General features: G+C 63.0%; 21 protein-coding genes. 2 read left to right on the top strand and 19 right to left on the bottom strand.

Features of this window, described 5'->3' with window-relative positions; translation table 11 throughout:
* Positions 1 to 5: 5 nt before the first annotated feature.
* The 16 genes from bioD to ACG33_RS06565 form a co-directional block, all read right to left on the bottom strand.
* Positions 6 to 659: an ATP-dependent dethiobiotin synthetase BioD gene (gene bioD, locus ACG33_RS06640; RefSeq protein ID WP_066919759.1), complete on the bottom strand. Its 654-nt coding sequence runs from the start codon at positions 657 to 659 to the stop codon at positions 6 to 8.
* The gene (locus ACG33_RS06635; RefSeq protein ID WP_168160033.1) at positions 656 to 1,777 is read right to left on the bottom strand and encodes an aminotransferase class I/II-fold pyridoxal phosphate-dependent enzyme; all 1,122 of its coding nucleotides are present in this window, start codon (positions 1,775 to 1,777) and stop codon (positions 656 to 658) included. The genes bioD and ACG33_RS06635 overlap by 4 nt, the downstream gene beginning before the upstream one ends.
* A 14-nt stretch (positions 1,778 to 1,791) precedes the next feature.
* Entirely contained in the window at positions 1,792 to 3,144 is a 1,353-nt protein-coding gene (bioA, locus tag ACG33_RS06630; RefSeq protein ID WP_066919755.1) for an adenosylmethionine--8-amino-7-oxononanoate transaminase, read from the bottom strand.
* 72 nt (positions 3,145 to 3,216) lie between these two features.
* Entirely contained in the window at positions 3,217 to 4,314 is a 1,098-nt protein-coding gene (gene metX, locus ACG33_RS06625) for a homoserine O-acetyltransferase MetX (protein WP_066919752.1), read from the bottom strand.
* Positions 4,315 to 4,322: 8 nt separating this feature from the next.
* On the bottom strand, positions 4,323 to 5,708 hold the full coding sequence (gene der, locus ACG33_RS06620; protein ID WP_066922934.1) for a ribosome biogenesis GTPase Der: 1,386 nt from the start codon (positions 5,706 to 5,708) through the stop codon (positions 4,323 to 4,325).
* 194 nt (positions 5,709 to 5,902) lie between these two features.
* On the bottom strand, positions 5,903 to 7,108 hold the full coding sequence (bamB, locus tag ACG33_RS06615; RefSeq protein WP_083536514.1) for an outer membrane protein assembly factor BamB: 1,206 nt from the start codon (positions 7,106 to 7,108) through the stop codon (positions 5,903 to 5,905).
* Positions 7,105 to 7,785 carry a YfgM family protein gene (locus ACG33_RS06610; RefSeq protein WP_066919748.1) on the bottom strand — a complete coding sequence of 227 codons (681 nt, stop codon included), beginning with the start codon at positions 7,783 to 7,785 and terminating at the stop codon, positions 7,105 to 7,107. The genes bamB and ACG33_RS06610 overlap by 4 nt, the downstream gene beginning before the upstream one ends.
* Before the next feature lie 3 nt (positions 7,786 to 7,788).
* Complete coding sequence (gene hisS, locus ACG33_RS06605) at positions 7,789 to 9,063, bottom strand: histidine--tRNA ligase (RefSeq protein ID WP_066919746.1); 1,275 nt, start codon at positions 9,061 to 9,063, stop codon at positions 7,789 to 7,791.
* Between the two features lie 34 nt (positions 9,064 to 9,097).
* Positions 9,098 to 10,132: a helix-turn-helix domain-containing protein gene (locus ACG33_RS06600; protein ID WP_083536513.1), complete on the bottom strand. Its 1,035-nt coding sequence runs from the start codon at positions 10,130 to 10,132 to the stop codon at positions 9,098 to 9,100.
* Positions 10,129 to 10,986: a type IV pilus biogenesis/stability protein PilW gene (gene pilW, locus ACG33_RS06595; RefSeq protein WP_066919741.1), complete on the bottom strand. Its 858-nt coding sequence runs from the start codon at positions 10,984 to 10,986 to the stop codon at positions 10,129 to 10,131. Before pilW ends, ACG33_RS06600 begins: the two co-directional genes overlap by 4 nt.
* Positions 10,983 to 12,092, bottom strand: coding sequence for a 23S rRNA (adenine(2503)-C(2))-methyltransferase RlmN (rlmN, locus tag ACG33_RS06590; protein WP_066922932.1), 1,110 nt, complete (start codon positions 12,090 to 12,092; stop codon positions 10,983 to 10,985). The genes pilW and rlmN overlap by 4 nt, the downstream gene beginning before the upstream one ends.
* 81 nt (positions 12,093 to 12,173) lie before the next feature.
* Entirely contained in the window at positions 12,174 to 12,605 is a 432-nt protein-coding gene (gene ndk / locus ACG33_RS06585) for a nucleoside-diphosphate kinase (protein ID WP_066922930.1), read from the bottom strand.
* Positions 12,606 to 12,860: 255 nt separating this feature from the next.
* Positions 12,861 to 13,190 (bottom strand): iron-sulfur cluster assembly protein IscA, encoded by a 330-nt coding sequence (iscA, locus tag ACG33_RS06580; protein WP_066919739.1) that lies wholly within the window; start codon positions 13,188 to 13,190, stop codon positions 12,861 to 12,863.
* A gap of 251 nt (positions 13,191 to 13,441) precedes the next feature.
* Positions 13,442 to 13,912 carry an iron-sulfur cluster assembly scaffold protein gene (locus ACG33_RS06575; RefSeq protein WP_066919737.1) on the bottom strand — a complete coding sequence of 157 codons (471 nt, stop codon included), beginning with the start codon at positions 13,910 to 13,912 and terminating at the stop codon, positions 13,442 to 13,444.
* The gene (locus ACG33_RS06570; protein WP_066919734.1) at positions 13,909 to 15,078 is read right to left on the bottom strand and encodes an IscS subfamily cysteine desulfurase; all 1,170 of its coding nucleotides are present in this window, start codon (positions 15,076 to 15,078) and stop codon (positions 13,909 to 13,911) included. Before ACG33_RS06570 ends, ACG33_RS06575 begins: the two co-directional genes overlap by 4 nt.
* Complete coding sequence (locus ACG33_RS06565; protein WP_066919732.1) at positions 15,075 to 15,845, bottom strand: RNA methyltransferase; 771 nt, start codon at positions 15,843 to 15,845, stop codon at positions 15,075 to 15,077. Before ACG33_RS06565 ends, ACG33_RS06570 begins: the two co-directional genes overlap by 4 nt.
* A gap of 153 nt (positions 15,846 to 15,998) precedes the next feature.
* On the opposite strand from ACG33_RS06565, the gene ACG33_RS06560 reads away from it, so the two are divergent.
* The gene (locus ACG33_RS06560) at positions 15,999 to 16,820 is read left to right on the top strand and encodes an inositol monophosphatase family protein (RefSeq protein ID WP_066919731.1); all 822 of its coding nucleotides are present in this window, start codon (positions 15,999 to 16,001) and stop codon (positions 16,818 to 16,820) included.
* Between the two features lie 103 nt (positions 16,821 to 16,923).
* A complete protein-coding gene (locus ACG33_RS06555; protein WP_157071690.1) occupies positions 16,924 to 18,411 on the top strand; it encodes an amino acid permease in 1,488 nt (495 codons plus the stop codon).
* A 161-nt stretch (positions 18,412 to 18,572) separates the two neighbouring features.
* On the opposite strand, the gene ACG33_RS06550 is transcribed toward ACG33_RS06555, so the two are convergent.
* The 3 genes from ACG33_RS06550 to secD form a co-directional block, all read right to left on the bottom strand.
* A complete protein-coding gene (locus tag ACG33_RS06550) occupies positions 18,573 to 19,550 on the bottom strand; it encodes a TerC family protein (RefSeq protein ID WP_210399205.1) in 978 nt (325 codons plus the stop codon).
* A gap of 132 nt (positions 19,551 to 19,682) precedes the next feature.
* Positions 19,683 to 20,618: a protein translocase subunit SecF gene (gene secF, locus ACG33_RS06545; RefSeq protein ID WP_066919726.1), complete on the bottom strand. Its 936-nt coding sequence runs from the start codon at positions 20,616 to 20,618 to the stop codon at positions 19,683 to 19,685.
* A 38-nt stretch (positions 20,619 to 20,656) separates the two neighbouring features.
* Positions 20,657 to 22,513, bottom strand: coding sequence for a protein translocase subunit SecD (gene secD, locus ACG33_RS06540; RefSeq protein WP_066919724.1), 1,857 nt, complete (start codon positions 22,511 to 22,513; stop codon positions 20,657 to 20,659).
* Positions 22,514 to 22,528 lie beyond the last annotated feature (15 nt).

Genomic DNA, 22,528 nt, shown 5'->3' with positions numbered 1-22,528 from the left:
ATCGATCAGCCCGGACTGGATGGAATCAGGCCGGGTGCCGCCATCTCTGCCAAGATCTCGACATCCGTCGTCACGCGGATGCCCTCGCGCAGCAGCCAGTCCCGGTTGCGACGATGCAGTTCCTGAGCCGCATCGAAACGGTTCAGGAAGACCTCGACGTGTTGCCCCTCCAAGGCCGGCAAGGACGAGCGAACGGCGTTCAACGTCCCCAGGCCGGCATCGGCGACCAACAGCACTGCATCGGGTGCCAGGCGTTCGATCAGACGCACATTGTCCGCATCGTGCGTGATCGGCGAATACAGCCCTCCGGCGGTTTCCACCACTCCCAGGTCGACGCCTGCCGGCCACACCAGCTCCGACATCAGCTCATCGAGCCACAGCGGCGAACGACCCAGGGCATCCGCCGCCATGGGCGGCGCCATCGCCAGCGGATACCCGCGATGCGGCGGGCATACCCGCTGCGGCGCCTCGCCCGAGGCCGCGCCCAGCTGTTGCGCATCCGTCAGTCCCTCGCCCTCCCGGTAGGACTGCGCCGGCTTGCGCACCGCCACGCACCGACCTCGCCAGCGCGCCTGCTCCAGCACTCGGCAGGCCGCCCAGGTCTTGCCGACCTCCGTGCCCGTACCGGCCACGACCAGCAGCCAGCGGGGTCGCATCATCCGGCTCCCAGCTGGGTCAGCGCATCACGCAAGCGCAATACCATCTCCTGGGTGTGAGCCGCCGACAAGGCCACCCGCAGACGCGCCGTACCTACCGGCACCGTCGGCGGACGAATCGCCGGGACATACACACCAAGACCGAACAGCTGCCGGGCTGCATCGATCGCCCGGGCATTCTCGCCCAGGATGTACGGCAGGATTGCGGATGGGTGGCCCGGACGCAGCAAGTCGATCAGGCTGCGCAGGCGCGCGCGCAGCGCGGCGCCTTCTTCGCTGCGATACACCGATAATGCCGCCAGCGCGGCGGCCGTGTTGGCTGGCGTCGGCGCGGTCGTGAAAATGAAGGTACGCGCCCGGTTCACCAGCAGGTCGATCATGTCGGCGGAACCCGCCACCCAGCCGCCCAAGGAACCCAGGGTCTTGGACAAGGTGCCCAGGCGTAGATATTCCAGATCCGTGCAGTTCAGCGGCCACTCGGGGCCCAGCACGCTGTGCGCCTCGTCCACGATCAGCAAGGCGCCATGCAAGGCGCACAATTCGCCCAGCGCCTGTAGCGGAGCAGCATCCCCATCCATCGAGAACACCGCCTCGGTGACGACGATCCTGCGTCCCGGCGTCGTCTCCAGCAACTGGCGCAGATGCGCCATATCGTTGTGCCGGAACACCCGCGCGCGTGCGCGCGACAGGCGGCAGCCATCGATGATGGATGCATGATTCAGCTCATCGCTGAAGATCGTGACATCCGCCGCACCGAACACTTGCAGCACCCCCAGGTTCGCCGCGTAGCCGGTGGAAAAAAGCAATGCTCGCGGTGTGCCCTTCCACTGCGCCAGCGCCGCTTCCAGTTCATGATGCAGGGAGCGGGTCCCGGTGATCAGGCGCGAAGCGCTCGAACCGCCTCCCAGCCGTTCGACCGCCTCGATCGCCGCCGCACGCACCCTGGTGTGCGATGACAGCCCCAGATAATCGTTGGAGGCGAAGCTGATCATATCGCGCGCGCCGACCCGGCCCGCGACGCTCTCACCGTCGAATGCCACGGTGGCCCGCCAGCGATCGGCGGCTCGAATCTCCTCGAGCTCTCCCTGGGCCCAGTGTGAAAACCGCCTGGGCGAGTCCATCCCCGCCCCCTCCTTCATGCGCCGGCCTCGTCGAGCACCGCGACTTCATCCAATACATCGCCCAGCGCCGCCGCCAAGGTAGCCACGATGCGCTCGATCTCAGCGGCAGTGACCGTCAGCGGCGGCACCAGAATCACATTGCTGCCCAACGAGCGCGCCAGCACGCCCCGGCGCACCATTGCCGCACAGGTTCGCCGCGCCAGGCGCCGCTGTGCGTCGTCACCGGCCAGCTCGATCGCGCACATCAGCCCGGCGACACGAATGTCCCGGGCGGCAGCGCGCAATCGCTCGCTGGCGCGCAGGCTGGCCTCCAGCTGCGCCGAACGCGCCCGCACATTGTCGAGTACATTCCATTGCTTGAGCAACGACAAATGCCGCAGGGCCACCGCCGCAGCCAGGGCATTACCCCCATAGGAATGACCATGATAGAAAGTGCGTTCGCTCAGATCCGGTCCCAGGAACGCCTCGTACACCCGCCGATTGGCCACACTGGCCGACATCGGCAGATAACCGCCGGTGATCCCCTTGCCCAGGCACATCAGATCCGGACGCAGGCCGCATTGTTCCGCGGCGAACAAGCTGCCGGTACGCCCGAAGCCCGTTGCCACCTCATCGCAGATCAGCAACACGCCGGTGCGTTCGCAGGCCTGCTGCAACTGCAGAAAATCCCCTGCCGGGGCGATCAGCATGCCCGCCGCACCCTGTACCATCGGCTCGACGATCACGGCCGCCAGACGCTGTGCATGCGTCTCCACCATCCGCGCCGCCTCGCGCAGCGCATCCTTCCGCGCGAACGACGGCGCTCGCAGTACCGGAAAACGCAATGGCTGGAAAACCTCGGTGCCGAAGCCGCCGCCACCCACGGACAAGCCACCTACGGTATCGCCATGATAGGCCTCCCCGAAGGCCAGATAGGTATCGCGTCCCTGCCCGTGCCCGATGTTGCGCCAGTACTGGAAGGCGATCTTCAACGATTGTTCCACTGCCGAGGCGCCGTCGGCAGCAAACAGGAAATGCGGCTGGTCCATCGGCACGACCTGCGCCAGCGCCTCGGCCAGTTCGATCACCACCCGGTTACCGTTACCCAGCAAGGTGGAATGCGCCACTCGATCGATCTGGTCGCGTAATGCGGCATCCAGTTCCGGTACCCGATGGCCCAGGGTCGTCACCCACAGCGAGGAAATCGCATCCAGGTAGCGCCGGCCATCCACATCGATCAGCTCGCGCCCCTCGGCCCGTTCGACGATCAGCGGCGCGTTGCGCCCATAGCACTCCATCTGGGTGAAGCCGTGCCATACGACCGCCATGTCGCGCTCGATCCAGGCAGCGGCGCCGGCATCGCTGCCGATTCGAATCTCGTTCTGCATCCGATCTGATCTCTTCACTCTCGACTGCACCCCGTGCGTAACATGAAGGTTCCGCGCCGGAGCGGCCGTGCCTCACATGGAACCCAAGAACTCTGCGATCACCGGCCGGAACCGGTCCATATCGACCAGGAATGAATCATGCCCCTGCAACGAGGGCAGCCGCACGAACGTCACCTCCCGACCTCCGGCAGCCAGCCCCTCCGCCAGCTCCTGCTGCTGTTCGATCGGAAACAACAGATCGGTCTCCACACCGATCACCAGTGCACGCTCTACCGTGAAGCGCCTGAGCGCCTCGTTCACCGAGCCGCCGTGATCGGCGAGGTCGAACAGATCCATGGCGCGCGAAATATACAAATAACAGTTCGGATCATATTGGCCGGTGAACTTTTCCGCATGATTCTCCAGATAGGACTCCACCTCGAAATCGATGCCGAAGGGATCTCCCGGCCGGCGCTGCAGATCCGCGCGCTCGCGTCCGAAGCGCAGCCCCCATTCCTTTGCCGATCGATAGGTGATCATGCCCAGCTTGCGCGCCAGGCGCATGCCCTCCACCGGAATCGCATCCGCGGCATAGTCGCCTTCACGCCAGGCCGAATCGCGCCGGATGATTTCACGCTGCAGCGAACGCAGTGCGATCGCAAACGGCAAGGAACGCGCGGCCGCGGAGATCGACACGACGCTGCGCGCCGCCCCCGGAAACAAGGCGCAATAGGCCAGTACCGTCATACCGCCCAGCGAGGGGCCCACAACCGCCAGCAGCTTCTCGATGCCCAGCGAGACGACGACCTCGTGTCCTGCGTGCGCAATATCCTCCACGGTCAACACCGGGAAGGTTAACCGGTAAGCTCGGCCCGTGGCCGGATTGATGGACACCGGCGAGGTCGATCCAAAAGGACTACCCAGCGAGTTCACACAGATCACGAAAAAACGGCGTGTATCGATCGGCCGACCCGGTCCGATCATGTCCTCCCACCAGCCCGGTGATGGATCCGACTCCGAGGAGGCGGCATGCGCGGAGGGCGTCAAACCGGTGAAAATCAGGATCGCGTTGTCGCCGCGGTGCGCCGGGTCGCCCCAGGTTTCGTAGGCGATCTCGACACCCTGCAAGGTCCCGCCGCGATGCATCTCGAACGGCCGATCCAGTTTTAGAATTTTTCTCGCCGCATTCATCTCGTTTCCTACCGCTTCACCCGCCGCAACAGCCGCCGGCGCGAGCGCGCCTGCCGGGGCGTGAGCGGGTTACGCTTGCCCTTGAACGGATTTTCATCGGAGCGGAACTCCACCCGCACCGGCGTGCCTTCCAGGTTGAAGTTCCTGCGGAACACATTGCTCAAATAGCGCCGATACGCATCCGGCACATGCTGTACCTGGTTGCCATGAACGACGATGATCGGCGGATTGCGCCCACCCTGATGAGCGTAGCGCAATTTGATGCGCCGACCGCGCACCAGCGGCGGTTGATGCTGCTGGACCGCGCTCTCCAGTACACGCGTTAATTCCGGTGTCGGCATCTCGCGCATCGATGCCTCGTAGGCACGATGAACGGCCCGCATCAACTCCCCGACGCCGGTGCCATGCAGAGCTGAAATGAAATGAATGGGAGCGAAATCCAGGAACGGCAGGCGCAGGTCCAACCCCGCGCGAATCTCATCGCGTTTGTCGGCGGGGATGCCGTCCCACTTGTTGACTGCAATCACCAGCGCCCGGCCGCGTTCGGCCACCAGCCCGAACAAGCTCGCATCCTGCTCCGCCACCGTGTCGTGCGCATCGATCACCCCGATGACCACGTTCGCGGTATCCACCGCCTGCAGCGCCTTGACGATGCTGAACTTCTCCACCGCCTCTTCCACGCGCGCGCGCCGGCGCACGCCGGCGGTATCGATCAGCAGATAGCGATGTCCGTCACGCTCGAACGGCACGTGGACTGCATCCCGGGTCGTACCGGGCTGATCGAATGCGATCAGGCGATCCTCGCCCAGCAGCCGATTGATCAAGGTGGATTTGCCGACATTCGGCCGTCCGATCACTGCGACGCGGATATCGTCCGGTCCCGCAGCATCCGCCGGCATCGTGGCCTGCACGTCCTCCAGCGCACGCTCCATCAGCGCGCGTACCCCATCGCCGCGGACCGCGGAAATCGGTTGCGGATCACCCAATCCCAGCGGGTAGAACTCCGCGGCAGCACTCGTAGCATCGAGACCTTCGGCCTTGTTCGCTACGACGATGACCTGCTTACCCAGCCGCCGCAAGTTGCGTGCGATATGGTGATCGGAAGGCGTACTGCCCGCTCGCGCGTCGACCAGGAACAAGACCCGGTCGGCATCCTCGATCGCGCGCAGGGTCTGGCGCGCCATCAGTTGTTCCACGCCCTGCGCATCATCGACCAGTCCACCGGTATCGACCACCAGGTAGGGAATGGCGCCTAGCTTGCCGTAACCGTACTGGCGATCGCGCGTCAGCCCGGGCTGATCCGCCACCAGGGCGTCACGCGTGCCGGTCAACAGGTTGAACAGCGTCGACTTGCCGACATTGGGGCGACCGACGAGTGCGATGACGGGCAACATGATGAACGATCCGACTGGAAGGAATGAACTCCGGCTCGAGAGCCGGCGATGCGCGTCTTCGAGCCAGGCTACGGCAGCGCTCGTGCCTGACCGGCCAGTGACCGGCCGTGCGACCGGCGTATGGCCGATCATGTGGCCGATCATGTGGCATGGTCTGAACGAGGGCCGAAACCGGAAGTTCAGACCGCTGTGGATCAGGAGTCTGCGTCCGGCACCGGAGCCACGCTGCGAAAGGCCAGCACCTTACCCGAATCCGTCTGCACGAACACGCCCCCATCGGCCACCGCTGCGGCGTTCGTGATGCGCTTGCCATCGGTCTTTTGACGCGCGAGGATCTTACCGTTGGACCTGTCCAGCCAATGCAGATAGCCCTCGAAGTCACCGACCACCAGCGCATCGCCATCGATGGCGGGTGCGGTCAGCCCGCGGCGCTTCATGGCGTCCTGTTCCCATTGCACTGCGCCGTCACTGCGGCGCATGGCCACGACCACGCCATCGGCATTGGTCAGATACAGGTAGCGCTCATCGAGTGCAAAGCCGCGGTAGCTGGAAGCGTCGCGCGCCCACCAGATCTGCCCGGAGTCCAGCGCCAGCATGGCCACGCGACCTTGGAAGCCGGCCACGAAAACATCGTCGCCCGAAACCCGCACGGGCGCATCGATATCGGCCAGCCGCTCCAGCTCGGTACGTCCGCGCGGCGCATTCACCACCGTATCCCATAACACCTCGCCGCTGCGCGGATCGACCGCCAGCACCTTGCCGCTGTCGAAGCCGGCAATGATACGCCCGCCCGCGAACACCGGCGGCGCAGTCCCGCGCAGCGTCAGACGCGGCACCTGCTCATTGATCGACCAGCGCTGCGTGCCGTCCGTGCTGGACATCGATTCCAAGTGGCCATCCACCGTGCGGATCACCACGCTGTCCTCCAGGATCAGCGGGCTGGCCAGCACCTCGCTACCGACCGCTCGGCGCCAGCGTTCCCGGCCGCTGTCGGCCTCGAGCGCGATGACATCGCCATCGCTGGACGCCACCACCAGCAGGCTGCCGCCGACCGCCGGTCCCGCCGATAACGGACGCTTGGTCTTCGCCAACCAATTCCGGCGGCCGTTTTGGGCATTGACGGCCATCACCTCGCCATTGTGCGCGGCGGCGTACAATACGCCTTCAGCGAGTACCGGACGCAATGCCAGGCGCAGCCGTTCGGAATTTCCGCCCAGGCTGGCGGCCCACAGACGCTGCACTTTCAGACTGGGCTTGAAGTCCACCAGCTCCGCCGGCGGATCCACTCGCTTGTCCTTGCTGCATCCGGCCAGGACGGCCATGGACAAGACCAGGATCAAGGCTGCCGCGGCGGGACGCAGAATCGAGTTGTTGAAGCCGTGCATGACGCGCTCCATCATGGCTGTCCCGGCGATCCGCCGCCGGTACCGGCACCACCGCCGGCATCCTGCAATTTCAGCTGCAGCAGAGCCAAATCGATCTGTCCTCCTCCCGCATCCATGCCGGCCGCGGACAGCGCGGCGGCATACTCGGCGCGCGCGGCGACCGGATCGCCCTTGGCCATCATGGCGTCACCGCGAATCTCGCGCATCTGCGCGACAAAGGCCCCGGCCTGATCGGCTTTCAACAGCGCCAGCGCCGCATCGTACTTGCCCTGCTGGATCAGCAACCGCGCGGCACGCAGACGAGCGATGCTCGCAAGTTCCTTATCCTTGGAGGCCTCCGCCGCGGCGGTGAGCAGCGTCAGGGCCTGGTCGAAATTACCGGCTTCGACCTCGGCCTTCGCCAGCTTCAGGCGGCCTTGCTGCACATATGCACTGGCGCCGTGATCCGACACCAGATCGAGCAGCAGCCGCTCGGCCTGCTCCACGTCGCGCCGCTCCAGCGCCGCCTGGAACTGCGCATAGTCGCGGGATGCGTCATGGGCGCGCGATTCGCGTTGCAGCTCCCAGGAACGCCATCCAAGCAGCATGACCAGACCCAGGCCGACGCCGCCGATGATCCAGCGCCAGTTCTCGCGCCACCATTCACGCAGCGCCTCTTCCTGCTCGCGATCAGACAAATAATCGTCGGCCATAAATCAATCCAGTCTCTTGGTCAATTCCTGCGGCAGTTCGTCCCAGCCGATCTCTACCTGCGGCGCCTCGACGCGCAAGGACTTCAGACCCGCGACGCGCCGGTCGGTTTCCATATCGCCGAGAATGATCGCCCAGCGCGCGCCGCTTTTGTCGGCACGCTTGAGCTGCGACTTGAAGCTGCCGCCGCCGCAATTGACTTCCAGGCGCAGCTTCGGACAGGCATCGCGCAGCCGTTCCGCCAGCATCAGGCCCTGCGCCTCGGCGGCAGCACCCGCGATCACCAAGTAGGCGTCGGGCGCCGCGGCGGACGGATCACCATGCTGCACACGCAACAGTTCCACGATGCGCTCCTGTCCCATCGCCCAGCCGACCGCCGGCGTCGGTTCACCGCCTAATTGAGTCACCAGCCCATCATATCGGCCGCCGGAGCAGACGGCACCCTGTGAACCGAGTTCCGTCGTCAGCCATTCGAACACCGTATGGGAATAATAATCCAGCCCACGCACCAGCCGAGGATTGACGACATAGTCGATACCCACGGCGTCCAGGTGCCGGCAAACTCCATCGAAGTGCTGCCGCGATGCCTCGTCCAGCGATTCCGTGAGCAGCGGCGCCGCCGCGATGAGATCCTGCAGGTCGGGATTCTTGCTATCCAGGATACGCAGGGGATTGCCCTCCAGGCGCCGCAGACTATCCGCATCCAGCCGCGACTTGTGGGCGCCGAAGTAGGCCACCAGCTTATCCCGGTATCCACGGCGCGATTCCGCCGTGCCCAGCGAATTCAGGTTCAAGGTCAGACGCCGCACACCCGTACGCCGCAGCAGCCGCGCGCTCAGCATGATCTGTTCGGCATCGATATCGGGACCGGCATAGCCGAATGCCTCGACATCGATTTGATGAAACTGACGAAAACGGCCACGCTGGGGTTTTTCGTGGCGAAACATCGGCCCGGCACACCATACCCGATGGCGCTGGTTGTGCAGCAGTCCGTTCGAGATCATGGCGCGCACGATCCCCGCGGTCGCCTCCGGACGCAGCGTCAGCGAGTCCCCGCCCGGATCCTCGAACGTGAACATTTCCTTCTGTACGATATCGGTGTACTCACCGATGGAGCGTTTGAACAAGGCCGTGTACTCGACGATCGGCACTCGGATTTCCTGATACCCGTAAGCCGAGAACAGCGCTCGCGCCATACCCTCGAGCTGTTGCCACGCGGGCGTATGTACCGGCAGTACATCGTTCATGCCGCGGGGCGGCTGGATCTGCTGCCGGGTCATTGCTTTTCGAATACCTTGGGCGCCACTTCGAACCTCATTCTTCAATCGACTCGACTTCCATCGCTGAACCGTCGGGCGCAATGATGAACCGGGCGGTATTTCTGCCCGCCCGGCGCGGGATGATGATCGCCTGACCATTCACTCGCACACTCACCGTCGAGGCATAGCCCAGAATCACCTGCAGCGGCGGTACGCCGGTGGTGTCGTATACTGTTTCCGCGGTTCCCATGCCGAACACCAACTGCTTGCCGGCGGCGTCATAGACCTCGGTCCACGAAGGACCCGTGAACGCCAACTGCAAACGCATCTCGGACGCTGCCGTGCTCCCGGGAGCCGATACGCCCTGCGGGCGGGTCGCGGCGATACCGGAGTCCTCGCCGGGCGAAGTTTCCTCCGCCGTCCCGGCCGCAAGCGCTTGCTGCGAAATCTGCTCGAGCGGACGAGCCGCCGCCGGCGCGGAGATCTCCTCGGTCATGGACGGGCCCGCCATGGAGAGGCCTCCTTCCGGAACCGCTCCGGTGACCTCGCCCGGTCTCTTGCTCGAGTCCTTTACGGAGACGTTCCGCCCATCCGCAGACCGCTCCTGATACAAACCATACACTCCCCCGGCCACACCTGCCGCCAACAGCATGGAGGTGATCCACTGCGGCAGTTTCGATGCAGGACGCTCGCGCCGTTGCAGGCCGGCGGCCGGTACCGGCACCGGCGGCAGCGCGGGAACCTCGGCCAGTGCCTCATAGCGTTCGATCGCCCATTCCGGCGACAGGCCCAGCACGATTGCATACTTGCGCAAGTGCCCTCTTGCGTATACCGGCGCACCCAGCGCAGCGAATCGGTCCGTCTCGAGCGCCGCAACCATGGTCGGATCCAGATATAGTGCCTCGGCCGCCTGCCGGATCGTCAGGCCGAGCGCTTCGCGGCGCGCTCGCAGCACCGCACCCAGCAACCCGCCGTCCTCGCCGTCATGAGGCGGATCCGAATTGCAGGCGGAATCGCCGTGCACGCCGGAAACAGGCTGGCCGTTCATCCCGGGACCGGATGCAGCTTCCTCCCCCGGGGGCGTATTCATCCGGGATTCCGCTCGGACTCCAGCAGTTCGCTCGTCTGCACCGCCGTCGGATATTCGTCCTTGAGGCGTTGCGCGTATTGCCGAGCCTGAGACTCATTGCCCAGGCCCCGTTCGATGCGCACCCCCAGCCACAAGCTGGCGGGATTGGTCTTCGATACCGCCAGGTAGCGCTCCAGAAATGCCCGCGCCGACAAGTACTGCTGCTGCTGATATTCCAGTTCCGCCATCTGCATCAGTGCCTCGCCGAATCTTGGCCTGATCTGCAGAGCGCGCCGGTAATGCTGCTCGGCGCGGACCATGTTACCTGCATTGCGGGCACAATTGCCGGCATTCAGGAAACCGAACTCCGGCGTCTTGTACAGTGGATTCTCCGCAGCCTCCAAGGCCAGTTTCTCGCCGCGAGCATAGTGATCGCGTTGACACAAATACGCCGAGTAATTGTTCTTGATCTGCGGATCCTGCGGCAGCAGCGAGATGGCGCGCTGATAATGCATATCCGTCTTGTCGGTATCGCCCAGGCGTCCGTACAACAACGCCGCGACGCTGTGGGCCTGGCCATCACGCGGGTTCTGCTGGAGCGATCGATCGATCTTTTCCTTGGCCTGCTGCAGGTTGCCCTTGCGCAGATGGTCGATGGCGAGATGCAGATTGATCTCGGCGGCACGCTCGGGCTGCGGCTTGCTGATCTGCGGGTTGTTGTTTACGCAACCTGAAAGCAACGCCAGACTCAGGCTCAAGCTCAGTGCCGCACCCCTCAGGCAGCGGTCCATCGAAACGGCGGCCGCGGATCCTCCGGGATTTTCGCCACCGAAGCCTATCTTTTTCAAGGAGCCTTTTTTCCGAAGATTTTTCATGGCTGCACCGCCAGGCAGGCCAACTTCGACCCCAGGCGCACCGTGGCGCGATTGTGCACACGACCGACCAATTGACCGCAGGCCGCATCGATGTCGTCGCCGCGCGTGCGACGTGTCGTCGCGATCACCCCATGGGTATTGAGGATGTCGCGGAAACGCTCGATCGTCGCCGCGCTGGAACGCCGGTAGCTGGTCCCCGGAAACGGGTTGAACGGAATCAGGTTCATTTTTGCCGGACGCCCCTTCAACAGCTGTACCAATTCGAACGCATGTTCCGGCTGATCGTTGATACCCTCGAGCATCACATATTCGAAGGTGATACTGCGGGCATTCTGCCGGTCCACGTACGTCCAGCAAGCCTCCAGCAATTCCGCGATGGGATGCCGGCGATTGATCGGCACCAACTGGTCGCGCAGCGCGTCGTTCGGCGCATGCAGCGACACGGCCAGCGCGCAGTTTGTCTCGCGTGCCAGCTTGAGCATCTGCGGCACCAGACCCGAGGTGCTGACGGTGACCCGGCGCCGCGAAATATCGAAGCCTAAATCATCCATGAGGATTTCGGCTGCCGGCACCACGTTGCGATAATTGGCCAGCGGCTCGCCCATACCCATGAACACCACATTCGTGATCACCCGGTCGCCACCCGGCTGATAACCCAGTTCACGGTTCGCCAGCCATACCTGGCCCACGATTTCCGCCACGCTTAAGTTGCGATTGAATCCCTGCTGCGCCGTGGAGCAGAAAGAGCAATCCATGGCGCAGCCGACCTGGCTGGAAATACACAGGGTGCCGCGGCCGGGCTCGGGAATGAAGACCATTTCGATGCCCTGCGTTCCGTCCATGGCCAGCAACCATTTACGCGTGCCATCCGCAGATACCTGCAGGCGCCGGACTTCGGGCGTGCGGATCCGGGCGATTTCCCGCAGGCGTTCGCGAAAGCCTTTCGCCAGATCCGTCATTTGATCGAAATCGCTGACATTGCGCTTGTACAGCCATCTCAGCAGCTGCCGCGCCCGAAAGGGTTTCTCGCCCATCCCGGTGATGAACGCTTCGAGCTCGGAGCGTGTGAGCCCGAGCAGATTCGTTTTGCCGGCCGACGCATTCATTGCCGCAACATTCATCTCAAGGGTGCATGCCGGGTCCGGATCAGGGTCCTTCGTTACGACGATGCGACGCCTACAGCCCCGTCAACGTGTCCTGGGGCACAGATCGGCCGCGGCGAAAAAGAAGGCGATTTCGTTGGCCGCATTCTCTACGCTGTCCGAGCCGTGCACCACGTTTTCCTCGATGCTGGCCGCCAGATCTGCGCGAATCGTACCTTTATCGGCCTTTTTCGGATCCGTCGCGCCCATCAGCTCTCGATTCCTGGCCACGGCGTTCTCACCCTCCAGCACCTGTACGATGACCGGACCGGAACTCATGTAGGCCACCAGATCCTTGAAAAACGGCCGCTCGCGATGCACGGCATAGAAACCCTCCGCCTGTCGCTGGGTCAAATGCAGCATGCGGGCGGCGATGATCCTGAGTCCAGCCTGTTCGAAGCGGCGGTAAACCTCGCCGATCAGATTCTTCTGTACGCCATCGGGCTTCACGATGGAAAGAGTGCGTTCGAGCGGCATATACGTCGTCATCCTCGAAGAGTGAGAACAGCTAATGAAATCAGTGTGTTGATAGTTAAAATTAAAGTAAGACCACAGCTTCGCCCCGAAGGATGCGGAGGCATCCGAAGATGGCGGGCAAGCGTTGCGCGCGCAGTCTACCCGGCGGGTCTCCCGGCAGCAACAAACCGACGACCGGAAAGCCGTCAGAAAAGCGAACGGCGGCGAGGGGTTAGCGGCAGCCCGGCAGCGCTCCCCCCATGCATCAGGCAAGCCTCAGGTGCCGACGGTGAAGCTTTCGCCGCAGCCGCACTCGCCCTTGGAATTCGGATTACGAAAGCGAAACGCCTCGTTCAAGCCCTGTTTCACGAAATCCACTTCCGTGCCGTCGATGAAACTCAGGCTGTCGCGATCCACGATCACCTTCACACCCTGGTCTTCGAAAACGATATCGTCAGCACCGATCTCGTCGGCATAGTTCACCACATAGGCGAATCCCGAACAGCCGGTCTTTTTGATCGACAGCCGCAGACCCACTCCTTGGCCGCGACGCGCCAGGAACGACTGGACCCGATTTGCAGCGGCAGCAGTCAGCGAAATGGACATATCCTGTAAATCACTCCTCGCATGCTCGTATCAGTAACCGTTAATAGAACGCCGGTTACCAACATATCGACGGCCGTGATCAAACGGCCACGATCACGTATTGCCGGCGGTTTCGATGGATTCATCGACCCGCGGCACCGGCATCCAGCGGCATCGCATCTAACAATGCGCCCTTCTTTACCAGAGTCAAGCCGGCAGCCACTCCATCAGCCATGCCGAATCCATCAGGAACGAAATCCGGCGAGAACCCCTCATCCTGCCCGGGGCCTTTCCGGCTGGGGTCTTTCCGGACGGGAGTTTTCCTGTCCGTGCGCATGTATCGAGGCTTGCCTGGCACGCCAGACGGCCGCCAGGGCGCGTATCGCATCCTCCAGTATCAACAGGCGGCCATATTTGGCTGCCGGTATGTCCAGCGCCGCGGCTGCATCGCGCCAGTGCCAGGCATCCAGTTGCTCGATACGGGCCGCCTGCAGATGCTCGCACAGCCACGAGGCAGCCGCCAGGCAATGGGGACAACCATAGGCCTGGAATCGCAGTTTGCCCAGGCGGTCGTGGACGAGCGTGGCGTTGAATGCGAATTTTGCCCCTTCGGTAAGACTGCCGGCTGCCGCGCCGATCACGTCCGGACCGGGTGCCAGCGACCCGGCATGGCGCGGATGCAGGAAATGATCGAGAACCGCGGCATTGTAGGCGCCATCGTCCTGCCCGGTGCCGGTGTTCATGACGGCGGTGCCAGCGCGCGCAGCCGCGCGACTTCGCGTTTCACGGCGGTAATCGCCGCATCGATCTCGCGCTCGGTAGTGAACCGTCCCAGGCTGAAGCGCAGCGAGCTTTGCGCCAACTGGTCACTGCGGCCCAGCGCGCGCAGTACGTAGGAGGCGCTCTCGGAAGCCGTCGCGCAGGCCGAACCGGCCGATACCGCCAACTCGCGCAGTGCGAACTGCAGACTCTCACCTTCCACCCCATGGAAGCAGACATTCAACAGGTTGGCCACACGTCGTTGCGGATGGCCATTGAGCTCGATGCCGCCGACCGCTTCGATTCCTTGCCACAGGCGCTCGCACAGCGCCGCGATGCGGTCGACATCGGTCTTGCGTTCGCTTTCGGCAAGCTCGAAAGCCAATCCCATGCCGACGATCTGATGTGTCGCCAAGGTTCCGGAACGCAGGCCCATCTCCTGTCCGCCGCCATGCATCAGCGGCTGCAATCCCAATGGCGGCTTCCTGCGTACATACAAGGCGCCGATGCCTTTCGGACCATAGACCTTGTGCGCAGTCAGCGATAACAGATCCGCCTGCATGGCCTCGACGTCCAGCTTCAGCTTGCCGGCGCTTTGAGCCGCGTCGACATGCAAGACGATGCCGCGCTCGCGGCATAGCGCACCGATCGCCGCGATATCCTGAATCACGCCGATCTCGTTGTTCACGTGCATCAGTGACACCAGCCGGGTGTCCGCACGCAGCGCCTCAGCCACCTGTTCGGGCTGAATGATGCCGTCCGGGCCCGGCTTGAGCCAGGTCACTGCAAAACCCTCGCGTTCCAGCTGCTTCAAAGGGTCGATCACCGCCTTGTGCTCGGTGCGCGACGATACGATATGGCGCCCTCCCTGATCATGGAAGCGAGCTACGCCCAGCAGCGCCAGGTTATTCGACTCGGTTGCACCCGAGGTCCATACGATGCCTTCAGGCCGTGCGTTGATCGCCGCCGCGACCTGCGCCCGCGCCTTCTCGACCAGCGCCCGCGCACGCCGGCCGTACGCATGGTTGAGTGAAGAAGGATTGCCGTGCGCGCCGTGAGGCCGCAGACATTCGATCATGGCCTCCGCCACGCGGGCATCCACCGGCGTGGTGGCGGCATAGTCCAGGTAAATCGGCCCAGACGTGTTCATGAGGATTTCTCCATGCCGTCATCTTGCGACGGCAGGCTTTCAACGGTGTTTCCGGCCGGGCGCCGCTTGGACTGCACCGCCGTCAGGATACCGCGCAGAATATTCATTTCATTCTGATCGACCTGTGCCCGATTGAACAGGCGGCGGATACGCGCCATCAGATAGCCGCCGCCGGTGCGGTCGCGAAATTCGACCTGCTCCAGCACCTGCTCGATATGCTTATATAGCCGTGTCATTTCAACACCGGTCGCCAGCGGCACTTCCAGCGGCGCCGGCAGCGGCGCACCGGGACGCATCGCCAGCCATAGCTCGTAGGCGAATACCTGCACCGCCATGGCCAGGTTGAGCGAGCTGTATCGCGAATCGGTCGGAATCGTGGCCAACAGGTTGCAGTGGGCCAACTCCGCATTCGTCAATCCCGTGCGCTCCGTCCCGAACACAATCGCAACCTTGCCGCTGCGGCTGGCCTGTACGATGCGCGCGGCGCACTCGCGCGGTTCCAGCAGATTCAAGGACAGATAGCGCTGGCGGGCACTGGAGCCCACGACCAGGCCGCATGCGGCAATCGCATCTTCGAGATGCTCATGCACCTGCGCCGTTTCCAGAAGATCATCCGCACCGGAGGCACGCGCCGACGCCTCCGGATCGGGAAAGCTCCGCGGACGCACCAGGTGCAGTTCCTGCAAACCCATGTTCTTCATCGCGCGCGCGGCCGCGCCGATATTGCCCGGATGCCTGGTCTCGACCAGTACGATACGGATGGACATGAGGAAGACAGCGGCCTGTTGCAGCTTGCGGGCTGTTATTCTAGCGTCTTCCGGCATCGCCGACCGGTCTTCAGCTGTACTTCGATCATCCTTCGACACCGAGGATGACCGGTTATCGGCCGCTGAAGATCATTCCTCGAGGTTCGTTCGATCATGCAACCCTTGCTCAATATCGCCATCCGCGCCGCGCGGCGCGCCGGAGAAGTCATCGTCCGCGGCATGAATCGGGTACACCGCCTGGAAGTACGCACCAAGGGTCAAAACGATTTCGTTTCCGAGATCGACACCCAAGCCGAGGCAGCGATCATCGAGATCGTACGCCGCAGCTACCCGGATCATGCAATCCTGGCGGAGGAAAGCGGCCACTCCGACGGTCGGCCCGGAGTACATGAGAGCGAATTCACCTGGATCATCGATCCTCTCGACGGTACGACGAACTATTTGCATGGATTTCCGCAGTTCGCGGTATCGATCGGCATCCAGCGCCGCGAACGCATGGAGCACGGCGTCGTCTACGATCCGTTACGCCAGGAACTGTTCACGGCCTCACGCGGCGAAGGCGCGCAATTGGACGGCCGGCGCATACGGGTCAGCGCTCACGCCGGCCTGGAACACGCGTTGATCGGCACCGGCTTCCCCTACCGCGCCAATCTGCAATGGCTCGATGCTTACATGGAAATGTTCAAAGCGGTTACGTGCGCCACCGCCGGTATCCGCCGGCCCGGGGCCGCCGCCTTGGATCTGGCCTATGTCGCGGCCGGCCGTCTCGATGCGTTCTGGGAGTTCGGCCTGTCTCCCTGGGATACGGCCGCCGGGGCCTTGCTGATTACCGAGGCAGGCGGCCTGATCGGCAGTCTGACAGGGGCGGAATACCGGCAGCAGGAGCACATCGTGGCCGGTACGCCCAAGGTATACGCGCCGTTGCTGGAGTTGCTGAGTGCTTATCTGCCGGCATCGTTACGCGATCGGACCTAGCGGATGCACTGCATACCTGGCGCTCATTTTTCGGCCGCAGGCCTGCCATGATCTCAATCGCAGGCTTGCTCGGCCGTCTTCACGCTCGGGAGGATTGTCACGCGTGAATCTCTTTATAAAGAAACCCGTCAGTGCCGCCCCCCACGTCGATGCCGGCGAACCCGTCGAAGGCTCGTTGCACGGCGAAACGACGCTCAAGCGGGTGCTGACGGCCAGACAACTGATCCTGCTCGGCGTCGGTGCCGTCATCGGCGCCGGTATCTTCGTCCTCACCGGTCAGGCCGCTGCGGTCCATGCCGGGCCGGCGATCACCATCAGCTTCATCCTGGCAGGCGTGGCCTGTGCGCTGGCCGGCTTGTGCTATGCCGAATTCGCCGCGCTGCTGCCGGTCTCAGGCAGCGCCTATTCGTACTCCTATGCCACTCTGGGCGAATTCATCGCATGGTTCATCGGCTGGAACCTGGTGCTGGAATACTTGTTCGCCGTCTCCACGGTCGCGGTCGGCTGGTCGGGCTACTTCAACAGCCTGCTGCATTCGATCGGCGAGGTGGCCGGCGGATCCCTGGGGCTGCCCGAAGCGTTCGCCTCGGCGCCGTTCAGTGTCATCGATGGGCAGCTGATCGCCACCGGAGCGATCATCAACCTGCCAGCGGTCATCATCATCCTCGGCATATGCGCCCTGTGCGTGCGGGGCATGTCGCAATCGGCGTTCGTCAACGGCATCATCGTGACGATCAAGGTCACCGTGATCCTGTTGTTCGTCGCCTTCAGTCTGCAATATGTCGACACCTCGAATTGGGTGCCCTACATCCCCGCCGCCGAAGGCCCGGGAAGATTCGGCTGGGACGGCATCGTACGCGGTGCATCGGTAGTGTTTTTTGCATACATCGGCTTCGATGCGGTGTCGACTGCCGCGCAGGAGGCGAAGAATCCGCAACGCGACATGCCGATCGGCATTCTCGGCTCCCTGGTCGCATGTACCGTCCTGTACATCGTCGTCGCCGCGGTACTGACGGGCATGCTGCCGTACGAACTGCTGGGCACGGCCAAACCGGTATCCACGGCCCTGGAAGCCTACCCCAATCTGCTATGGCTCAAGACGGTGGTGGAAATCGGTGCGATCGCAGGTCTGAGTTCGGTGATCCTGGTCATGATGATCGGTCAGACGCGCATCTTCTACACCATGTCCAGGGACGGCCTGATCGGCCGCATGTTCGGCCAGGTGCATCCGCGCTACCAGACACCGCACAAGGGTACGATCTTCGTGGGACTCGTCGCCGGCACGCTCGCTGGGTTGCTGCCGATCGGCGTGCTGGGCGACCTGGTATCCATGGGCACCTTGCTCGCGTTCGCAACGGTTTGCATCGGCGTTCTGGTTCTACGCAAAACCCGGCCGGATCTGCCGCGCGCCTTCCGCGTGCCTTTCGCCGGGATTATTTGCCCGCTCGGTGCAATCATTTGCCTGTGGCTGTTCTCCCGGGCGTTCAAGGACAACTGGCATTGGATGACCACCTGGATTCTGGTCGGCTTTGTAATCTATTTCGGCTACGGCTATCGCCACAGCGCGTTGCGTAACAAAATCAGCGCGTAAAATCCCGTCAATCCCGTCAATCCCGTCAATCCCGGCGTTGTCCCGGCCCCTTCCTGACGCTGCTGATTCCGTGTCGGGCACACCTGGCCGCATCGTACGGCAGCCTGCCTGAGCCGGACCGCAAAGGCACGGCGCCGCTGAGTCGGCTTTTTCAAAGCCGGCTAACCATGCCCGCCGGTCTCTACCCTGCGATCGTGCCGCGCGGCCCACAGGGAAGCCGCCACGCCCGCGACCAGGCAGGCGACGATGATGCCCAGAGACATCACATGCGGGATCAAGAGATGATGATGCAGCATCATCTTGATGCCGACGAAGGCCAGAATTGCGATCAGGCTGAACTTGATGTACCTGAACATGCTCATCAGTCCGGCAATCGCGAAATACAGCGCTCGCAGGCCCAGGATGGCGAAGGCGTTCGATGTGAACACGATGAACGGATCCTGGGTCACCGCGAAGATCGCCGGAATCGAATCGACGGCGAACACGACGTCGGCGAAGTCCACCAGCACCAGGGTCATGAACAGCGGTGTCGCGGCGCGTACGCCGTCGACGCGAGTGAAGAACCGCTCGCCATCCAGCCTGTCGCTCACCGGATAGACCCGCCGTGCCAGGCGCAGCAGGACGCTCTGGCCGGGATCGAACTCTTCCTCGTGCTTGAGCATGCGCGCCGCCGACAGCAGCAGGATCGCGCCGAACACATAGAACATCCAATCGAAAGCATGGATCAGCACCGAGCCCGCTGCGATCATGGCACCGCGCAGAACGATCGCGCCGATGATGCCCCAGAATAATACCCGGTACTGGTACTGCGCCGGAATCTTCATGTAGCTGAAAATCACTGCGATGACGAAAATGTTGTCGACCGACAGCGACCATTCGAGCAGATAGCCGGTCACGTATTCGATCGCGGCCTGAGAGCCGCTCACCGAATCCGAGGTCGCATGCCATCCCAGCCAATGATGTTCGTAGACACCATAGACCAGCCCGGAGAAGGACATGGCCACCGTGATCCAGATCAGGGTCCAGCCCAGCGCCTGGCGCACGCTCATGACCTGCGACTTGCGGTGGAATACGCCCAGATCGAGCGCCAGCAGCCCGATGAACAGCGCGAAGAAAGCGAGCCAGATGAGCAGGTTCATGCTTGATGGATACGAAATGGGAGGCTGGACCGATCGGTCGGAAGATGAAAGCCCGGGGCTGATGCGAGGGCGAAGCGCGCCAGGACGATTACCTCGCGCCGGTGTAAAAGCCCCATCCTGCTCAGACCTGCCTCAGGGCAGCGCATCCAACTCGGGATCATTCTTCTTGATCGGCATCAGGTCCTGAGCCTTCATTTTCATATCCAGCACCAAAGAAGCCGAGACGAAGACAGAGGAATAGGTGCCTACGAACACGCCGATGATGATTGCGATGGAAAAGGACTTGAGCGTTTCACCGCCGAAAGCATATAGCGATACGACCACGAACAGCACCGAGAAGCTGGTCATCACGGTACGTGACAAGGTCTGATTGAGGGCGGCGTTGAGTACCTCATACGGGGAGGCCTTACGCATCAGCAAAAACAGTTCGCGTACTCGATCGAACACCACGACGGTATCGTTGATGGAATAGCCGATGACCGCGAGCACTGCCGCCAGCACCGACAGGTCGAAAGGCAACTGGGTCAAGGCAAAGAAACCCAGGATCGCCACCGGATCATGGATCGCCGCCAGTACGGTGCTGCTGGCCATCTTTTTCTCGAAGCGAAATGCCACATAGATCAGGATGCCGATGAATGTGAACAACAGGGCCAGTCCGCCTTGTTCGGTCAGATCGCGCCCGACCTGCGGGCCGACCACTTCGGTGCGGCGCACTTCCACACCCGGATCCGCCGCCCGCAGCGCCTCGCCGACTTGTACGCTGAGCTCATTGATGTCGCCGCTCCGCGGCGGCGGCACCCGTACCGCCAGATCACGTGAACTACCGAAGGATTGTACCTGTGCCTCCTCGAAGCCGGCCTGCTCCAAGGCATTGCGGGCGCCGTCGATGTCGGCCGCCGCCGGATAGTTGACCTCGATGATCACACCGCCGGTGAAGTCGACGCCAAAGTTCAGTCCGCGTATCGCAATCAATGCGATCGAGCCCACCATGATTATCACGGAAATCCCGTAGGTGACGTAGCGCATGCGCATGAAGTCGATCGACGGGGTACGCTTGAAAAATTCCATCTGCCTGCTCGTGTTCTACAGTGGCTGCCGTAGGCGGCCTATACCGGGAGAGCCGCAAGCCGCCTGCGGCGGCCCCATATCAGATCGATCAGCACGCGCGAGCACAAAATGGCACTGAACAGGGACGTGAAGATCCCCAGCACCAGCGTTACGGCAAAACCCTTGATCGGGCCGGTGCCGAACGCGAACAGCGCGACACCGGCTATCAGGGTGGTGATATTGGAATCCGCGATTGCCGAGAACGCCTTGTCGAAACCCGCATGGATTGCCGCCTGGGGGGAATTACCGCTGCGCAATTCTTCACGAATACGCTCGTAAATCAGCACGTTTGCATCGGCGGCCATACCGATCGTCAAGACGATACCGGCGATGCCGGGCAATGTCAGCGACGCTTGCAGCAACGACATCACCGCCACCAGCAGCATGACGTTCACGGTCAGCACCAGGCACGCGACTATCCCAAAGGCGCTGTAATAGATGGATAAAAACAGGAACGTCAGCAAGCCGCCGATCGCCATCGCCATCATGCCGCGGTCGATGTTGTCCTGGCCCAGGCTGGGGCCGATAGAGCGTTGTTCCACGATCGTTTGCGGCGCCGCAAGCGCGCCGGAACGCAACAGCAGCGCCAGTTCATGCGCTTCGGCGGATTGCAGTCCGGTGATGCGAAAACGCGAGGATAAGACACTCTGGATCGTCGCCGCACTGATCACGCGCTCCTCGGTGCAGGTATCTCCTGCACGTATTCCCTTGCAGATCTCGCCTTCCGCGAGATTCTTGGTTTCGATATAGACCACTGCCATGCGGCGGCCGACATTGTCACGCGTCGCATTGAGCATCTCCTGCCCGCCGCGGGCATCCAGAGTGACGTTGACTTCGGGAGTGCCTTCCGAGAAACCGGAAGTCGCGTTGGTGAGCTGGTCTCCCGTTGCGATCACGTCGCGCTTGAGCAGGATCGGTCGTCCATCCGTTTCCAGGTAAAGCTTCGAGCCGATCGGAATACGCTTGCTGGACTGCGCCTCGTAGGGATTGTTCGCTTCATCCACCAGCCGGAACTCGACCGTTGCCGAGGATCCCAACACCCGTACCGCCTGGTTCGGATCCTGCACGCCCGGCAATTGCACCACGATACGATCGACGCCCTGGCGCGCCACGATCGGCTCGGATACGCCCAGTTCATCGACGCGATTGCGCAAGGTGGTGATGTTTTGCTCGATCGCGAAGTCCTGCCGCGCCTTCACCCGGTCCGGCGTAAAGCCGACGAACAGGACATCCAGGCCGCCCTGTGTGTCGTTGCGCAAGGAGATCCCGGGATCGTTTGCCTGGATGAGCTTGCGCGCAGCCTGCAGGTCGGCGCCGGGACGCAGCGTCACCTTGACTTCCCGTCCCTCCACGTTCGCCGCCGTGAATGCGATGCGCGCATCACGCAGCTGCTTGCGGATGTCTTGTGCCATGCGCTGTATGGCATTGTCGATGGCGCCTTCGACGTCCACCTCGTACATGAAATGCACGCCGCCGCGCAGGTCCAGACCCAGGCTCATCGGTTTCAATCCGATCTTGCGCAGCGCCGCCGGCGTACGCGGCACGCTGGTCAGCGCGACGACATAGTCGCCCGCCGTACCGTCATTGATCGCGTCACGCGCCTTCAACTGGTCATCCACGTGCGCGAATCGCAGAATCAGCCTGCCATCTTCCAGGTAAGCGGCCGAGGGGGCGACCTGCTGTGCTGCCAGGATGCCTTCGATGCGCGCCTGCCCCGATGCATCCATGGCGGCCCGGTCATCGCGTGCCAGTTGAATGGCGAGTTCGTCCCCGAACAGATTGGGTAGCGCCAGTAAAAGACCGAGAGAGACAACGATACCGACCAGCCAGTATCGCCAGGGTGAGATCTGGTACATGCGGGGTATATTCGA

Origin of the sequence: Steroidobacter denitrificans (genome assembly GCF_001579945.1) — a bacterium.
In the GTDB taxonomy this organism is placed as follows: domain Bacteria; phylum Pseudomonadota; class Gammaproteobacteria; order Steroidobacterales; family Steroidobacteraceae; genus Steroidobacter; species Steroidobacter denitrificans.
The sequence above is the reverse complement of the archived record's forward strand: the minus strand, read 5'-3'. Positions and strand labels throughout refer to the sequence as shown.

Bases quoted from the DNA above. Each gene is read 5' to 3' on its own strand.
- rlmN (WP_066922932.1), bottom strand. From the start codon at position 12,092: ATGAATGCGTCGGCCGGCAAAACGAATCTGCTCGGGCTCACACGCTCC.
- ACG33_RS06560 (WP_066919731.1), top strand. From the start codon at position 15,999: ATGCAACCCTTGCTCAATATCGCCATCCGCGCCGCGCGGCGCGCCGGA.
- ACG33_RS06550 (WP_210399205.1), bottom strand. From the start codon at position 19,550: ATGAACCTGCTCATCTGGCTCGCTTTCTTCGCGCTGTTCATCGGGCTG.
- secD (WP_066919724.1), bottom strand. From the start codon at position 22,513: ATGTACCAGATCTCACCCTGGCGATACTGGCTGGTCGGTATCGTTGTC.
- ACG33_RS06565 (WP_066919732.1), bottom strand. From the start codon at position 15,845: ATGTCCATCCGTATCGTACTGGTCGAGACCAGGCATCCGGGCAATATC.
- der (WP_066922934.1), bottom strand. From the start codon at position 5,708: ATGTTGCCCGTCATCGCACTCGTCGGTCGCCCCAATGTCGGCAAGTCG.
- ACG33_RS06570 (WP_066919734.1), bottom strand. From the start codon at position 15,078: ATGAACACGTCTGGGCCGATTTACCTGGACTATGCCGCCACCACGCCG.
- ACG33_RS06610 (WP_066919748.1), bottom strand. From the start codon at position 7,785: ATGGCCGACGATTATTTGTCTGATCGCGAGCAGGAAGAGGCGCTGCGT.
- bioD (WP_066919759.1), bottom strand. From the start codon at position 659: ATGATGCGACCCCGCTGGCTGCTGGTCGTGGCCGGTACGGGCACGGAG.
- ndk (WP_066922930.1), bottom strand. From the start codon at position 12,605: ATGCCGCTCGAACGCACTCTTTCCATCGTGAAGCCCGATGGCGTACAG.
- ACG33_RS06600 (WP_083536513.1), bottom strand. From the start codon at position 10,132: ATGAATACGCCCCCGGGGGAGGAAGCTGCATCCGGTCCCGGGATGAAC.
- hisS (WP_066919746.1), bottom strand. From the start codon at position 9,063: ATGACCCGGCAGCAGATCCAGCCGCCCCGCGGCATGAACGATGTACTG.
- bioA (WP_066919755.1), bottom strand. From the start codon at position 3,144: ATGCAGAACGAGATTCGAATCGGCAGCGATGCCGGCGCCGCTGCCTGG.
- iscA (WP_066919739.1), bottom strand. From the start codon at position 13,190: ATGTCCATTTCGCTGACTGCTGCCGCTGCAAATCGGGTCCAGTCGTTC.
- ACG33_RS06635 (WP_168160033.1), bottom strand. From the start codon at position 1,777: ATGGACTCGCCCAGGCGGTTTTCACACTGGGCCCAGGGAGAGCTCGAG.
- pilW (WP_066919741.1), bottom strand. From the start codon at position 10,986: ATGAAAAATCTTCGGAAAAAAGGCTCCTTGAAAAAGATAGGCTTCGGT.
- ACG33_RS06575 (WP_066919737.1), bottom strand. From the start codon at position 13,912: ATGAACACCGGCACCGGGCAGGACGATGGCGCCTACAATGCCGCGGTT.
- bamB (WP_083536514.1), bottom strand. From the start codon at position 7,108: ATGATGGAGCGCGTCATGCACGGCTTCAACAACTCGATTCTGCGTCCC.
- secF (WP_066919726.1), bottom strand. From the start codon at position 20,618: ATGGAATTTTTCAAGCGTACCCCGTCGATCGACTTCATGCGCATGCGC.
- metX (WP_066919752.1), bottom strand. From the start codon at position 4,314: ATGAATGCGGCGAGAAAAATTCTAAAACTGGATCGGCCGTTCGAGATG.